Raw genomic sequence first — 12,555 nt, forward strand, 5'->3', positions numbered from 1 at the left:
GAGCGGTGAAGGTCGATGCCCGACGGCGAGATCGTGAGCAGCGCGCAGCTGCATGTTCCGCACCTCCTCCGGGGCTCCGCGACCCCGAGCGAATCGGCACGACGGCGTCAGTCTCCTGACTCGCGGATCGACGCTGCTCGCCTGCCTTCCCGCCGCGCGAGCGGCAGTGGCGCGGGTGGCGACAGCTCCCCGTTCACAGTGGCGGGACCGTGCCGGATTCGCACCGGCTTCCTGCGCACCGTCGCATGAACTCCAGCGGCGACGTTGGCACCGGCCGGGGTGGGTGTCAAGGGCGGCGGGGCGAGATCACGCCCGGGACCGGGGCAGTGCTCCGGGTGGCGGCGCTGACCTCTACCATTCGGGCGTGGCCGCCTACGACTTCGACGCCTTCGAGCACCTGGACGCCTCGGAACTGCCGCTGCGCCAGCAGCGCATCCTGGCCGCGATCCAGGACTGGGTGAACCGCTACGGCTATTCGCCGAGCACCCGCCAGATCGGCGAGGCGGTCGGCCTGCGCTCCTCGTCCTCGGTGTCGAAGCACCTGAACGCCTTGGAGGAGAAGGGATTCCTGCGCCGCAGCGCGACGGTGTCCCGCCCGATGGACGTCCGGGCGTTCCTCCGGCCGTCGGCGGCGCGCGACGACGCGGCCTCGGTGCCGGTGCCGGTGGTCGGCGACATCGCGGCGGGCACCCCGATCACCGCGGACGAGCACCTCGACGACGTGATGAGCCTGCCCCGCGAGCTCACCGGCCGGGGCAACGTGTTCGGCCTGCGGGTGCGCGGCGATTCGATGGTCGACGCGGCGATCTGCGACGGCGACATCGTGGTGGTCCGCCAGCAGCAGGAGGCGCACTCCGGCCAGATCGTGGCGGCGATGATCGACGACGAGGCGACGGTGAAGGTCTACCGCCGCCGCAACGGCCACGTCCTGCTCGAACCCCGGAACCCGGCCTACGAGGTCATCGACGGCGACAACGCGGTCGTCCTGGGCATCGTCGTCTCGGTCCTGCGCAGCGTCTGACCCGGTCGTGAGCGCGTAACAGTGTTCCAGCACGGGTTCGCACTCACGACCCCCGCGGACGGCTAGTCCCGCTCCAGGGCGGGGCGCTTGGGGTCGAAGGTCCAGCCCGGCACCAGGTACTGCATCGCCGCCGCGTCGTCGCGGGCGCCCAGCCCCTGCTCCAGGTAGAGCTCGTGGGCGGCTTCCACGCGGTCCATGTCCAGCTCCACGCCCAGGCCCGGTGCGGTCGGGACCGGCAGCAGGCCGTCGGTGATGCGCAGCGGGTCGCGGGTGAGGCGCTGGCCGTCCTGCCAGATCCAGTGCGTGTCGATCGCGGTGATCTCGCCGGGCGCGGCCGCCGCGACGTGGGTGAACATCGCCAGCGACACGTCGAAGTGGTTGTTGGAGTGCGAACCCCAGGTCAGGCCCCAGTCGTGGCAGAGCTGGGCCACCCGCACCGATCCGCTCATCGTCCAGAAGTGCGGGTCGGCCAGCGGGATGTCCACCGCGCCCGCGCGCACCGCGTGGTGCAGCTGCCGCCAGTCGGTGGCGATCATGTTGGTGGCGGTGGGGAGTCCCGTCGCGCGGCGGAACTCCGCCATCGTCTCGCGGCCGGAGTAGCCGCCTTCCGCGCCGCACGGATCTTCGGCGTAGGCGAGCACGTCGCGCAGGGCGCGGCCGATGTCGATCGCCTCGGCCAGCTGCCACGCGCCGTTGGGGTCGAGGGTGATCCGGGCGTCGGGGAACCGCCGGGCCAGCGCGGTGACCACCTCGGCTTCGGCCGGACCGGGCAGGACACCGCCCTTGAGCTTGAAGTCCCGGAACCCGTAGCGCTGCTGCGCCGCCTCCGCCAGCCGCACCACCGACTCCGGGGTCATGGCCTCCTCGTGGCGCAGGCGCAGCCAGTCGTCGTCGGGTTCGTCGGCCGGGGCCCGGTAGGGGAGGTCGGTCCGCTGCCGGTCGCCGATGAAGAACAGGTAGCCGAGCACCGGCACCTGCTGCCGCTGCTGGCCGTCGCCGAGCAGCTCGGCCACCGGCACCTCCAGGTGCTGGCCGAGCAGGTCGAGCAGGGCCGCCTCGATCGCGGTGACGGCGTGGACGGTGACGCGCAGGTCGAAGGTCTGCACCCCGCGGCCGCCCGAGTCGCGGTCGGCGAACCGGGTGCGCACCTCGTTGAGGACCGAGCGCACCCGGCCGGTCCGCTGCCCGACGACCAGCTCCGCCGCGTCCTCGAGGGTGCGGCGGATGGGTTCGCCGCCGGGCACCTCGCCGACCCCGGTCCGGCCCTCGGAGTCGGTGAGGATCACCAGGTTCCGGGTGAAGTGCGGGGCGTGGGCCCCGCTGAGGTTGAGCAGCATGCTGTCGTGCCCGGCGACCGGGACCACCCGCATCGCGGTGACCACGGGCTGCTTCTGCGTCATGCGTTCCTCCGTGCTCGGTATCGGCTGGCGGGTCGGTCCTCCGGTGGATCGGACGTCCGACACGCCCGGGCGGAGGGTGATTCCGGCGATTTCAATGGAAATCGGAGATCTGATTTCCATTGAACTTGTTCATCCTGTCTGTGGACCGCAGCTGCGAAGGGCGAACGGCACCGGTCGGCAGGTGTCGCATGCGCCGCAGGCGCATAGCCCACCCTTGCAGCTTGCACCGCCGCGGGTTCACGGTGCCCACCCCTCTGGGGTTCCTTCCGGCGAGGACGGCCCTGACGCCGTGTATCGGGTCATACATCAGTCAGGGCACCCGGAGTCCAGGCGGGCGCTGAGGTTCCGCCACTTGCACCGCCACTCAGAACGAGGTTGGAAAACCTCATTGAGATCGCCTCACCCCCGGTCGGCGATCGCGCTGGGCAGCAGCGAAGCGGGGACGTCCTGGTAGGCAACCGGGCGCAGGAACCGCTCGATGGCGAGGGTGCCGACCGAGGTGGTGCGGGAGTCCGAGGTCGCGGGGAACGGTCCACCGTGGACCATCGCGTGCCCCACCTCGACCCCGGTCGGCCAGCCGTTGAACAGGATCCGCCCGGCCTTCAGCTCCAGCACCGGCAGCAGCTCCGCGGCCTCGGCGCGGTCGCCGTCGGCGGCGTGCACCGTGGCGGTCAACTGGCCCTCCAGGCCTTCGGCCACCGCCCGCACCTGCGCCGCGTCGCGGCAGCGGACGACCAGCGAGCACGCGCCGAAGACCTCCTGCTGCAGGGCGACGTCCGAGGTGAAGCTGTCGGCATCGGTGGCCAGCAGGGCCGGCTGGCAGGCGTTCGGCAGGTCGGTCTCCGCACCCCTGGCCAGCACCTCCACCGCGGGGTGGGCCGAGAGCGCGGCCACGCCGTCGGCGTAGCTGCGCGCGATGTTCGGCGTGAGCATCGTGGTCGCCCGGCTCGCAGCGACCGCCGCGCCAGCCGCCTCCAGGAAGGCCCGCAGGTCCGGCCCGTCGACCGCGAGCACCAGGCCCGGGTTGGTGCAGAACTGCCCGGATCCCAGCGTGAGCGAGGCGACGAACCCGTCGGCGATCTCCGCGCCCCGCTCCGCCAGCGCGCCGGGCAGCAGGAACACCGGGTTCGTGCTGCTCATCTCGGCGTACACCGGGATCGGCTGCGGGCGCGCCTGGGCGGCGGCCACGATCGCCAGCCCGCCGGAGCGCGACCCGGTGAACCCGACGGCCTGGATGCGCGGGTCGGTGACCAGGCGGATGCCCAGGTCCGGTCCGGAGCCGAACAGCAGCGAGAAGGTGCCGGGCGGCAGGCCGAGGTCGGCCACCGCGCCGGTCACCGCCCGCGCGACCAGCTCCGAGGTGCCGGGGTGGGCGTCGTGGCCCTTGACCACGACCGGGCAGCCCGCCGCGAGCGCAGCGGCGGTGTCCCCGCCCGCGACGGAGAAGGCCAGCGGGAAGTTGCTCGCGCCGAACACCGCGACCGGGCCGAGCGGGATCTTGCGCTGCCGGATGTCGCTGCGCGGCAAGGGTTTCCGGTCGGGCAGGGCCGGGTCGACGCGCACCCCGGCCCAGCTGCCCTCCCGCACGACCTCGGCGAACAGCCGCAGCTGACCGGTGGTGCGCCCGCGCTCGCCGGTCAGGCGGGCGACGGGGAGGCCGGTCTCGCGGTGGGCGCGTTCGATCAGCGCGTCCCCGAGCGACTCGATCCGGTCCGCGATCCGCTCCAGCAGCTCCGCGCGCTTCGCGTCGGGAAGCCCCCGGTAGGCGGGGAAGGCCTCGCGGGCGGCGGCGCACGCCCGGTCGACCTCGTCGGCCCCGCCGTGCCCGAAGGCGGGTTCCAGCTCGTCGCCGGTGCTCGGGTCGATCGCGCGGACCTTCCCGCCCGTCCCGAAGACCTCGGTCCCGGCGATCAGCATCCGTCCGGTGGGTTGCGTCATGATCACTCCTCCGGCAGGCGCTTGACCAGGTCGGACAGCGCGGCGAGCTCGGTGTCGTCCAGGTCCACGAGCGGCGGGCGCACCGGACCGGCCGGGCGGCCGATGACCTTCATGCCCGCCTTCACGATGCTCACCGCGTACCCGGCGCGCCGGTTGCGGATGTCGCAGTAGGGCAGCACGAACTCGTCGAGGTACCGGTACACCGCGGCGCGGTCCCGGTCGCGCACCGCCCGGTAGAAGCGCAGCGCGAACTCCGGCACGAAGTTGAACATCGCCGAGGAGTAGGTGGTCACGCCCAGCTCCAGCAGCGGCAGCGCGAAGGTCTCCGCGGTGGGCAGCCCGCCGACGTAGGTGAGCCGGTCGCCGAGCCGGGAGTACAGCCGGGTCATCTTCTCCACGTTGCCCACGCCGTCCTTGAACCCGACCAGGTTCGGGCAGTCCTCGGCCAGCTCGGCGACCGTGCTGTCCTCGAAGATCGCGTTGGCCCGGCTGTAGAGGACCACCCCGAGCCCGGTGGCGGCGCAGACCGCGCGGACGTGCGCGGCGAGCCCTTCCTGGTCGGCTTCGGTCAGGTAGGGCGGGAGCAGCAGCAGACCGGCGGCCCCGGCGCGCTCGGCGGCGCGGGCCATCTCGACCGCGGTCGCCGTGCCGTACCCGGCCGGGGCGATCACCGGCAGCCCGTCCGGGACCTCCTGCACGGCGGCGGTCACCACCTGCTCGACCTCGGCCGGGGTCAGCGAGAAGAACTCGCCGGTGCCACCGGCCGCGAACAGCCCGGCCGGGCCGAAACCGCTCAACCAGCCGATGTTCTCGCGGTAGGCGGCCTCGTCGAAGGAGAGGTCGGGGCGGAAGTGGGTCACCGGGAACGACAGCAGTCCGCCGGCGAGCTGCCGGGCCATGTCGGTGGGCGAGTACGCGGACATCAAAGATCTCCTCCGTGGGCGATTCCTGACGACGTCGTGGCTGTCTGCGCGGCCCGGCGGCTGGGCGGTGCGTTCGCTGACGAGCAGGAGCGACTTCCTGGTTCTGCGGATGACAGTAAGGTGAGCCATCAATGCCCGTCCAACTCAAACAATGCATCTACTGATACCGGGGCAGCATCGATGTTCACGCTCAACCAACTCACCGGTTTCGTCGCGGTGGCCGAGGAGCAGCACTTCGGCCGGGCCGCGCAGCGCCTGCGCATGACCCAGCCCCCGCTGACGCGGCAGATCCAGCAGCTGGAGAAGGAGCTCAAGGTCCAGCTGTTCGACCGCACCAGCCGCACCGTGCGGCTGACCCCGGCCGGTCGCGCGTTCCTGCAGGACGCGCGGCGGCTGCTGCACGAGGCGGAGAACGCCGCGCTCTCGGTGCGGCGGGTGACCCTGGGGCAGGCCGGGATCATCCGCATCGGGTTCACCGCGACCTCGGCGTACGGGGTGCTCGGCGGCCTGCTGGCCACCGTTCGCGAGCACCTGCCGCGCGTGGAGGTGGTGCTGCACGAGCTGGTCACCCGCGACCAGGCGGAGCGGTTGTCGGGCGGTTCCCTGGACCTCGGGCTCGCCCGACCTCCGGCCGCGCGCCCCGAGCTCGAGTCCCGGCTGTTCCGCTCCGAGCCGCTGCTGGCCGCGCTGCCGGACGGGCACCCGCTCGCCAGCGGGACCGAGCCGCTGGAGCTGGGCGAGTTCCACGGCGCCGACGTGGTGATGTACTCGCCGACCGAAGCGCGGTACTTCCACGAGCTGCTCGTCACCGCCTTCGGCCGGACCGGTGTGCAGCCGACGTACGTGCAGCACGTCAGCCAGATCCACACCGCCCTGGCGCTGGTGCAGGTCGGCCTCGGCAGCGCGCTGGTGCCCGCCACCGCGGCGCGGTTGCACTTCGAGGGCGTGCACTTCCGCCCGCTGCAGCTGCCCGAGCCGGATCCGGTGGAACTGCACCTGGTCTGGCGCCGGGCCAACGACAACCCGGCGCTGCACGCCCTGCTGGACCTGCTCTGATCCACTGTGGACGCTCAACGGGCCCGGGTGCGGACCAGCCGCTGCACCAGCGGGAACAGCGCGACCACGGCCAGCAGCGCCAGCAGGGTGCCGGAGATCGGCCTGGTGAGGAAGCCGGTCGGATCCCCCTCGAACAGCAGCAGCGAACGGCGCAGCGAGGTCTCCAGCAGCGAGCCGAGGACGAACGCCAGCACCAGGGGCCCGGGTTCGAACCCGTACTTCTTCATCAGGTAGCCGAGCGCGCCGAACGCGATGACCAGCGCGATGTCGAAGACGCTGTTGCGGACGGTGTACACGCCCACCAGCGTGATCAGCACCGTGATGGGCGCGAGCACGGCCGGGCGCACTCGCAGGATCTTCACGAACAGCCCGACCAGCGGGATGCTCATGATCAGCAGCAGGACGTTGCCGAGGTACATGGAGTTGACCACGCCCCAGAACAGCTCCGGGTCCTCGTCGACCAGCTGCGGGCCGGGCGTCACGCCCTGGATCAGCAGCGCGCCGAAGATCATCGCCATCGTGGCGTTCGCCGGGATCCCGAGCGTGAGCAGCGGGATGAACGACGAGGTCGCCGCGGCGTTGTTCGCCGTCTCCGGCGCGGCCACGCCCTCGACGGCGCCCTGCCCGAACCGCTCCGGGGTCTTCGACCGCCGCTTCTCCACCGCGTACGCCGCGAGCGAGGAGAGCGTCGCACCACCGCCGGGCAGCACGCCGAGCGCGAACCCGAGCACCGAACCCCGGCCGATCGCCCCCGCCGACTGCCGGAGGTCGCTCCGCGACGGCCAGGCGTTGGCGACCGTCGCGGTGGTCGCAGTGCCTTGCTGGCGCTGTTCGAGGTTGTGCAGGATCTCGCCGAGCCCGAACACGCCCATCGCGATCGGCACGAAGTCGAGCCCGTCCGACAGCGGCAGCAGGTCGAAGGTGAACCGCTCGGATCCGGTGAACGCGTCCCGGCCGACCGTGGCCAGCAGCAGGCCGACGCACGCGGCGACGACGGCCTTCACCCGGCTGCCGTTGCTGACGGTGGCGACCAGCAGGATGCCGAGCAGGGCCAGGGCGGTGTACTCGGGCGGGCCGAAGTCGAGGGCGAACCCGGCGATCAGCGGGGCGAGCAGCGACAGCACCACGATCGAGGCGGTGCCGCCGACGAAGGAGCCGATCGCCGCGATCCCCAGCGCGGTCCCGGCCCGGCCCTGGCGAGCCAGCGCGTAGCCGTCGAAGACCGTCACCACCGACGACGCCTCGCCGGGCAGCCGCAGCAGCACCGAGGTGATGGTCCCGCCGTACTGCGCGCCGTAGAAGATCCCGGCCAGCATGATGATCGCCGTGACCGGCTCGACGTCGAAGGTCAGCGGCAGCAGGATCGCGATCGTGGCGGCCGGGCCGAGCCCGGGCAGCACGCCGACCAGCATCCCGACCACCACGCCGATCAGGCAGTGCAGCAGGTTGGTGGGTTCGAGGACGACCCCGAACCCGTCGAGCACCGGGGCGAGATCCATCGCCGCTCCTCAGAACAGGTGGGGGATGGGGACGTCGAGCAGTCCGACGAACACCGCGTAGAAGCCGACCACGATGGCGAGCCCGCCGAGCACCGACGCCCGCCACGACTCCCGGCCGAGGAACCGCAGCCACGCGAAGGCCAGCAGCGCGGCCGGGATCTCGAACCCGATCGTGGTGATCAGCGCGGCGAAGCAGACCATGCTCGCGACCGCGGCCAGGACCGGCCAGCTCGCCGCCGACATCCGCTCCGCGTCGCGCGACCGCCGCGCTTGCAGCCCGAGCGCCACGCCGAGCACCGCGATCGCGAGGCTGACCAGGAACGGCCAGGTACCGGCCGCCGGTTCCGCGGCGCTGCCCAGCCCCAACGACCAGGACCCGACCGCGCCGCAGACGCCGACTCCGACCACGACCAGCGCGACGACCAGGTTCGCGGTCGTCCCGGCCGGGCGCTCCCGCTGGGCTCCGCTCACTTCGGCCCGCCGAGGTCGATCCCGTACTGCTGCGTCATGGCGCGGTAGCTCTCCAGCGAGCTGGTCCACTCCCGCACCACCTGCGCGCCGTCGATCTCGTGCGGCGCGAGCAGGTTGTCCTCGTTGAACTCGCGGTACCGCTCGGTGGCGAAGGTGGCCTGGAACGCCTTGCGCAGCCGGTCGATCCGGTCCGGCGGGGTGCCCTTCGGCGCGACGACCGCGCGGAACTGCGAAACCCGCACGTCGTAACCCTGTTCCACGGCCGTCGGCGTCCCCGGCAGGTACCGGCTGCGCTGCGCGGAGAAGGTGACGATCGGGGTCAGCTGCCCGGCCTCGATCTGGCCGATCGCCTCGCCGAGCTGGACGGCGGCGACGTCGACCTGGTTGCCGAGCACCGCGGTCACCGCCGGTGATCCGCCGTCGAACGGCACTGCTGTGCCTGCGATCCCGGCCTGCTTGAACAGCAGCTCCTGGGACAGCTGGCTGCCGGTGCCGACGCCCGTCGTGGCGAACTTCAGGTCGCGGCCCGCCCCGACCAGGTCCGGCACCGAGCGCAGGCCCGAGGCGGCGTTGGCGACCAGCACGTAGTCGTCCCGGGAAACCCCGGTGATCACCTCGAAGTCGTCGATGTCGACGGCTTCCTCCGGAGCGACCGCCAGCGGCGTGATCGAGGTCAGCGAGGCGTTGAGGACCAGCACGTGCTGGCCGTCGGGTTGCTTGCCGGACAACTCCTTCGCCGCGAGCGCCCCGTTCGCGCCGGGCGTGTTGACCACCGGCATCGCGACCCCGAGGTCGTCGGCGGCGCCGTCGGCCAGGGCGCGTCCGATGAGGTCGGTGCTCCCGCCCGGCGACTGGCCGACCAGCATCGTCACCGGACCGCTGGGGAAGTCCCCGCCACCGCTGCTGGACAGGTTGCCCCCGCAGGCGGCGAGCGGCAGGGACAGCGCCGCGGCGAGCAGGGGCGGCAGAACTCTTCGGCGTGCGAGGGACTTCGACGTCACTGGGGCTCCTTCGGTTCGAGGCGGCCCACCGCCGCGCTGTGAGCGCGGTCACGGTGTCGAACGCTCGGCAGCCTAAGTTCGCGGTCGATGCGTGTCCAAGGTCGATTCGGTATCGAGTGATACCGTCCGCGCATCGCCGCCCGAAACCCCGCGCCGGACCCGATTTCGATGCTGGCGGGGTATTGATCGATGTCCATTCGGTGTTGGACCGGAATCGGCGGGCCGACTTAGTGTCCTGAACACCGCGGAGCGCTCCGCGGCGACCGGGAGGACACCGATGTCTGACACCGCAACAGCTTCCACCGTCGGGCGGGCAGGTGCGCCGATCAGCCGCCGCATCCCGACCCGCTATCTGGTCCTGGCGCTGATCTTCATCATCACCGCGCTCAACTACGCCGACCGCAGCAGCCTGTCGATCACCGGCACCAGCCTGCAGGCCGACCTGGGCTTCAGCAGCGTGCAGCTCGGCTACATCTTCTCCGCGTTCAGCTGGGCCTACGTGCTCGGCCAGCTGCCCGGCGGGATCCTGCTCGACCGGTTCGGCGCCCGGCGCATCTACGCGCTGAGCCTCGCGCTGTGGACGCTGGTGACCGCCGCGATCAGCCTGGTCGGCCTGATCACCACACCGGTGCTGGTGTCGGTGGCGATCATCTTCGCGCTCCGGCTCCTGCTGGGCGTCTTCGAATCCCCGGCGTTCCCGGCGAACGCGCGGGTGGCCACGGCGTGGTTCCCGACCGCCGAGCGCGGCCGGGCGACGGCGGTGTTCAACTCCGCCCAGTACTTCGCCACCGCCCTGTTCGCACCGCTGATGGGCTGGATCACCCACCAGTTCGGCTGGCGGTGGGTGTTCGTCCTGCTCGGCGTGCTCGGCCTGGTGCTGGCCGTGGTGTGGCTGCGCTGGATGGACTCGCCGCGGCAGCACCCGCGGGTCACGCCGGAGGAGCTGGAGACGATCAGCTCCGGCGGGGGACTGGTCGACCTGGACGCGCCGACGACCGGCGGGCAGCGCGCCCGCCTGGACCGGCGGACCATCGCGAAGATCTTCACCACCCGACCGCTGTGGGGCGTCTACCTCTCCCAGTACGCGATCAACGCGCTGACCTACTTCTTCATCACCTGGTTCCCGGTGTACCTGCTCGAAGGCCGCGGGTTGTCGCTGCTGGAGGTCGGTTTCGTCGCCGCGCTGCCCGCGCTGTGCGGCTTCGCCGGAGGCCTGGTGGGCGGTTTCGCCTCCGACGCGCTGCTGCGCCGCGGCCACTCGCTGACCTTCGCCCGCAAGCTCCCGTCGGTCGTCGGCATGGTCCTGGCGACCAGCATCGCGCTCTGCAGCATCACCGACAGCAGCGCGCTGATCGTGGCGATCATGACGCTGGCGTTCTTCGGCAAGGGGATCGGCTCGCTGGGGTGGGCGATCACCACGGACCTCGCACCGCCGCAGGCCGCCAGCTTCGTCGGCTCGACGATGAACGCGTTCGGCAACGTGGCGGGCATCGTGACCCCGATCGTCATCGGCTACACCGTGCAGGCCACCGGTTCGTTCGACGTGGCGCTGTGGTTCGTCGCCGCGCACGGCGCGCTGGCCCTGGTCGGGTTGGCCGTGATGGGAACCATCAAGCGCATCCGGTTCGACGACTGAACATCCGCAGTGGACGCATAGGAGAGGTGACCATGACCGAAACCGCCGTGCTGGACCGGATCACCCGGGTCGAGATCTCGTCGGTGGCGCTGCCGCTGCCCACCGCGATCAGCGATGCGAAAGTGCTCACCGGCAGGCAGAAGCCGATGACCGAGGTGGCCGTGCTGTTCGCCGAGATCACCACCGCCAGCGGGCTGGAAGGCGTCGGCTTCAGCTACTCCAAGCGGGCCGGTGGACCGGGGCAGTTCGCCCACGCCCGCGAGATCGCCCCGGTGCTGCTCGGCGAGGACCCCAGCGACATCGCCAAGATCTGGGACAAGCTCGTCTGGGCGGGTGCCTCCGTCGGGCGCAGCGGGCTGTCGGTGCAGGCGATCGCCGCCTTCGACGTCGCGCTGTGGGACCTGAAGGCCAAGCGCGCCGGTCTGCCGCTGGCGAAGCTCCTCGGCGCGCACCGCGATTCGGTGCGCTGCTACAACACCTCCGGCGGCTTCCTGCACGCGCCGGTCGAGGAGGTCGTGGACCGCGCGGCGGAGGCGGTGGCCGGGGGCATCGGCGGCATCAAGATCAAGGTCGGCCATCCGGACAACGCGGTCGACCTGGCCCGGGTCACCGCGGTCCGGGAGAAGATCGGCGACGTGCCGCTGATGGTCGACGCCAACCAGCAGTGGGACCGCCCGACGGCCCGCCGCATGTGCCGCGCCCTGGAACCGCTGGACCTGGTGTGGATCGAGGAACCCCTGGACGCCCACGACTTCGAGGGGCACGCGCTGCTCGCGTCGCACTTCGACACCCCGATCGCCACCGGCGAGATGCTGACCAGCGTCGCCGAGCACCGCGAGCTGATCCGGGCGGGCGGCGCCGACATCGTCCAGCCCGACGCCCCGCGGGTCGGCGGCATCACCCAGTTCCTGAAGGTGATGGCCCTGGCCGACGACCGGAACCTCCAGCTGGCCCCGCACTTCGCGATGGAGATCCACATCCACCTGGCGGCGGCCTACGCCCGGGAGCCCTGGGTGGAGCACTTCGAGTGGCTGGACCCCCTGTTCGACGAGCACCTGCGCATCGAGGGCGGCCGGATGCACCTCTCGCCGCGCCCGGGCCTCGGCGTGACGATCAGCGACCAGGCCCGGTCCTGGACGGTCGCCGACCACGAGGTCCACGCCTGATCCCGCTGCGCAGGTCGACGCCCGTGAGCGCTTTCCGGGGCTGTGGCACCGGAAAGTGCTCACGGAAAAGCGACCTGTGCACGCTGCGGAGGGGCTGCCGACTACGGTGGTCGGCATGGACAGCGTTGACGGGCTCCGGGACAGGTTGCGGGACTTCGCGGCGGCGCGGGACTGGGAGCAGTACCACACGCCGAAGAACCTGGCGATGGCGCTCAGCGGGGAGGCCGGGGAGCTGGTCGCGGAGCTGCAGTGGGTGGACGACGCCGGTGCCGTGGCGGGCCTGGCGGAAGGCGGGCTCAAGGACCGGCTGGCCGACGAGGCGGCCGACGTCCTGCTCTACCTCATCAGGCTGACCGACGTCTGCGGCATCGACCTCGTCGAAGCCGCCAACGCCAAGATCGACCGCAACGAGACGCGCTTCCCCCCGACCACCTGAGCCGGGCG

General features: G+C 71.8%; 11 protein-coding genes and 1 riboswitch. Of the genes, 5 read left to right on the forward strand and 6 right to left on the reverse strand.

The window, feature by feature from the left end; translation table 11 throughout:
* Nucleotides 1-86: 86 nt before the first annotated feature.
* A riboswitch (cobalamin riboswitch) is annotated at nucleotides 87-258 on the reverse strand.
* A 106-nt stretch (nucleotides 259-364) separates the two neighbouring features.
* Nucleotides 365-1,021 (forward strand): transcriptional repressor LexA, encoded by a 657-nt coding sequence (gene lexA / locus F1721_RS28100; RefSeq protein WP_150069814.1) that lies wholly within the window; start codon nucleotides 365-367, stop codon nucleotides 1,019-1,021.
* Nucleotides 1,022-1,083: 62 nt separating this feature from the next.
* Here the strand turns inward: lexA and gudD are convergent, their stop codons facing one another.
* From gudD to kdgD, 3 genes are all read right to left on the reverse strand, one after another.
* Nucleotides 1,084-2,421 carry a glucarate dehydratase gene (gene gudD, locus F1721_RS28105; protein WP_150069815.1) on the reverse strand — a complete coding sequence of 446 codons (1,338 nt, stop codon included), beginning with the start codon at nucleotides 2,419-2,421 and terminating at the stop codon, nucleotides 1,084-1,086.
* Nucleotides 2,422-2,820: 399 nt separating this feature from the next.
* Entirely contained in the window at nucleotides 2,821-4,359 is a 1,539-nt protein-coding gene (locus F1721_RS28110; RefSeq protein WP_211840658.1) for an aldehyde dehydrogenase (NADP(+)), read from the reverse strand.
* Between the two features lie 2 nt (nucleotides 4,360-4,361).
* On the reverse strand, nucleotides 4,362-5,282 hold the full coding sequence (gene kdgD, locus F1721_RS28115) for a 5-dehydro-4-deoxyglucarate dehydratase (protein ID WP_150069816.1): 921 nt from the start codon (nucleotides 5,280-5,282) through the stop codon (nucleotides 4,362-4,364).
* Between the two features lie 180 nt (nucleotides 5,283-5,462).
* On the opposite strand from kdgD, the gene F1721_RS28120 reads away from it, so the two are divergent.
* The gene (locus F1721_RS28120) at nucleotides 5,463-6,338 is read left to right on the forward strand and encodes a LysR family transcriptional regulator (protein WP_150069817.1); all 876 of its coding nucleotides are present in this window, start codon (nucleotides 5,463-5,465) and stop codon (nucleotides 6,336-6,338) included.
* A gap of 14 nt (nucleotides 6,339-6,352) precedes the next feature.
* Here the strand turns inward: F1721_RS28120 and F1721_RS28125 are convergent, their stop codons facing one another.
* From F1721_RS28125 to F1721_RS28135, 3 genes are read right to left on the reverse strand one after another with little or no spacing between them, the layout of a single operon-like run.
* On the reverse strand, nucleotides 6,353-7,837 hold the full coding sequence (locus tag F1721_RS28125; protein WP_150069818.1) for a tripartite tricarboxylate transporter permease: 1,485 nt from the start codon (nucleotides 7,835-7,837) through the stop codon (nucleotides 6,353-6,355).
* A 9-nt stretch (nucleotides 7,838-7,846) separates the two neighbouring features.
* Nucleotides 7,847-8,308, reverse strand: a complete 462-nt coding sequence (locus tag F1721_RS28130) for a tripartite tricarboxylate transporter TctB family protein (protein WP_211840659.1) — start codon at nucleotides 8,306-8,308, stop codon at nucleotides 7,847-7,849.
* Entirely contained in the window at nucleotides 8,305-9,309 is a 1,005-nt protein-coding gene (locus F1721_RS28135) for a tripartite tricarboxylate transporter substrate binding protein (protein WP_150069820.1), read from the reverse strand. Before F1721_RS28135 ends, F1721_RS28130 begins: the two co-directional genes overlap by 4 nt.
* A gap of 277 nt (nucleotides 9,310-9,586) precedes the next feature.
* Between F1721_RS28135 and F1721_RS28140 the strand changes: the two genes are divergently transcribed.
* From F1721_RS28140 to F1721_RS28150, 3 genes are all read left to right on the forward strand, one after another.
* Nucleotides 9,587-10,945 (forward strand): MFS transporter, encoded by a 1,359-nt coding sequence (locus F1721_RS28140; protein WP_150069821.1) that lies wholly within the window; start codon nucleotides 9,587-9,589, stop codon nucleotides 10,943-10,945.
* A gap of 32 nt (nucleotides 10,946-10,977) precedes the next feature.
* Nucleotides 10,978-12,111 carry an L-talarate/galactarate dehydratase gene (locus F1721_RS28145; protein WP_150069822.1) on the forward strand — a complete coding sequence of 378 codons (1,134 nt, stop codon included), beginning with the start codon at nucleotides 10,978-10,980 and terminating at the stop codon, nucleotides 12,109-12,111.
* Nucleotides 12,112-12,226: 115 nt separating this feature from the next.
* Nucleotides 12,227-12,547 carry a nucleotide pyrophosphohydrolase gene (locus tag F1721_RS28150; protein WP_150069823.1) on the forward strand — a complete coding sequence of 107 codons (321 nt, stop codon included), beginning with the start codon at nucleotides 12,227-12,229 and terminating at the stop codon, nucleotides 12,545-12,547.
* Nucleotides 12,548-12,555 lie beyond the last annotated feature (8 nt).

Source organism: Saccharopolyspora hirsuta, assembly GCF_008630535.1.
Taxonomy (GTDB): domain Bacteria; phylum Actinomycetota; class Actinomycetes; order Mycobacteriales; family Pseudonocardiaceae; genus Saccharopolyspora; species Saccharopolyspora hirsuta.